A 2,501-nucleotide genomic window follows, 5' to 3' on the forward strand; every position below is an offset into this window, starting at 1 on the left:
AGTGCGCCCATAATAGGGGCTTGATAATAATCACTTTGGCAAGTGATTAGGTTAGTATTCCAATTTATAAACCTATCCCAGACCGACTTATCCGAATGGGAAACCAAACGGGGAGTGAAGCATGTCGGTAACGCGATAAGTCAGTTAATTGCTAAACTGCGACTGAATTGCTATGGGAAAAGACAGACACGAGGATGAAACCTGATTGGTTGAACAATAGTCCTATGACTAATGTAGAGGTGGCAACGGAAAGCAGTTATATACGTTGCCTCGCAGTACCCACGCTTATTGAACNGAGTGATGGGCAAGGAATTTACTGCGACATATCCGTCAGAGAACAGAAAAGGATGTACGTTGCATCCGACAGTCTGTCAAGCCAAGTTATCAAGTCCACTAAATGGGGATTGCCTACACGGAGATGCCGAAAGGCTATGAGCACAGGCTCTGAAAACTCCGCATGGCAACGGAGTTCCCATAGTAGTCTGAGCGTGGGAAAGCCACGTACATGGCGAAGGGGAACAGCTCGGTAATTTTAATATTGTCAAACGATAACGTGTGAGACGTATGAGAAATCCAGAGACCATATTAAACAGTTTATCTGCACATAGCAAAGATGTGCATTACAAGTACGAAAGGTTGTACCGCATCCTATTCAATGAACAGATGTTTTATGTAGCCTACCAGCGCATTTATGCGAAACCGGGCAACATGACACCCGGCTCAGACGGCAAGACCATTGACGGAATGAGCGTTGATAGAATAGGACATCTGATAGCTGCGCTAAAGGATGAAAGTTACATGCCAACGCCTGCCCGAAGAGTCTATATCCCTAAAAAGAATGGGAAGAAAAGACCATTGGGCATCCCATCAATCGAAGACAAGATGGTGCAAGAGGTCGTCAGACTTATTCTTGAAGCTGTCTATGAGGGACATTTTGAGAAATCCTCGCATGGATTCAGACCAAGAAGAAGCTGTCATACGGCTTTGCGTTCCATCCAAACTCTTTTCACTGGTGCGAACTGGTTCATCGAAGGTGACATCAAAGGATTCTTCGACAACATCGACCACCATATTCTGATTGAAACTCTTCGTGAGCGCATATCAGATGAAAGATTTCTTCGACTGATATGGAAATTCCTAAAGGCTGGATATATCGAAGATTTTACATTTCACAAGACGTATTCGGGAACTCCCCAAGGAGGGATAATAAGCCCTATCTTGGCAAATATCTACCTTGATAAGTTCGATAAATACATGCGTGAATATGCGGAATCATTCGACAAGGGCAAGAAAAAGCGGGAAAACCCACTCCACGCAAGTTACAGCCGAAAGGCTGTAAGATTACGCAAGACTATCCGAAACGCCACTGATGAGGATACGAAACGTGAATTGCTGACACAACTGAAAGAGGTGGAAGCTAAGACACGGAGAGTGCCGGCATCTATGGCAATGGATAGTAATTACAAGAGACTTAAATATATCAGATATGCCGATGACTTTCTAATCGGTGTAATTGGTAGTAAAGCAGACTGTGCGAAAATGAAAGAGAACTTTACAATATTCATGAGAGACAAACTAAAGCTTGAACTCTCCGAAGAAAAGACCCTTATCACAAATGCGCAGGATTCAGCAAAGTTTCTTGGGTATGAAATCTCTGTCAGAAAATCCGAAGCCATGAAGCGAAACAAGCTGGGATGGCTGAAGAGACCGTTCAGCGGACGCATAATACTGACTCTGCCTATCGCCTCCGTCCAAAAGAAATTATTGGAACTGAAAGCAATGGAGCTTAGGGTAATCAATGGAAAGGAAATCTGGTATGCCATGCCACGCAATTACCTGACCAAAGAAGACCCAGCCACAATTTGCGCACGCTATACAACTGAAATCAGAGGTTTGTACCAATATTATAGGATTGCGGACAACATCTCTTTTGCAGGAAGTAAATTCGGTTACATAATGCGATATAGTTTCTGCAAAACTTTGGCAAAGAAACTAAATTCATCAACTGCCAAGGTTATACGAAAGTACAGAAGAGACCATGACTTGGCGATACCTTATCAAGCAAAGAAAGGAGAAACCAAGTTCCGAATATTCTATAATGACGGCTTTGCAAGGCAAGAGCCGGACAAAGACGCAACCTGCGATAATCTACCTAACACGTTTGTACTTCCTTTCCCCACTCTTGCGGAGAGACTCATGGAGCACAAATGTGAATTGTGTGGAGCAACCAATGTCAAGACCGTAATGTATCAAGTCCGTAAACTCAAAGGTATAAATACCGATACGGAGTGGCACCGACTGATGATTAAGAAATGGCGTAAGACGTTGGCAGTATGCAAACATTGTAATGCAAAAATTCATGCCCATGACAAATAAACTGACATTACCAGTGGAGAGCCGTATGCAGGGAGACTTGCACGTACGGTTCGGGGGCAGGCTATGGGAAACCTACCACCGAAAGGTGGTAAGGCGCCCATCGCCGAGCCTACACGTGAAGTATG

1 protein-coding gene is annotated in these 2,501 nt (G+C 44.0%); it reads left to right on the forward strand.

Annotated elements, in window-relative coordinates; all coding sequences use genetic code 11:
- The first annotated feature begins 564 nt into the window (after positions 1-564).
- On the forward strand, positions 565-2,376 hold the full coding sequence (locus HMPREF9304_RS08020) for a reverse transcriptase/maturase family protein (RefSeq protein WP_008126020.1): 1,812 nt from the start codon (positions 565-567) through the stop codon (positions 2,374-2,376).
- Positions 2,377-2,501: the final 125 nt, after the last annotated feature.

The sequence above is a fragment of the Hoylesella timonensis S9-PR14 genome, assembly GCF_000762405.1.
GTDB lineage: Bacteria > Bacteroidota > Bacteroidia > Bacteroidales > Bacteroidaceae > Prevotella > Prevotella timonensis_A.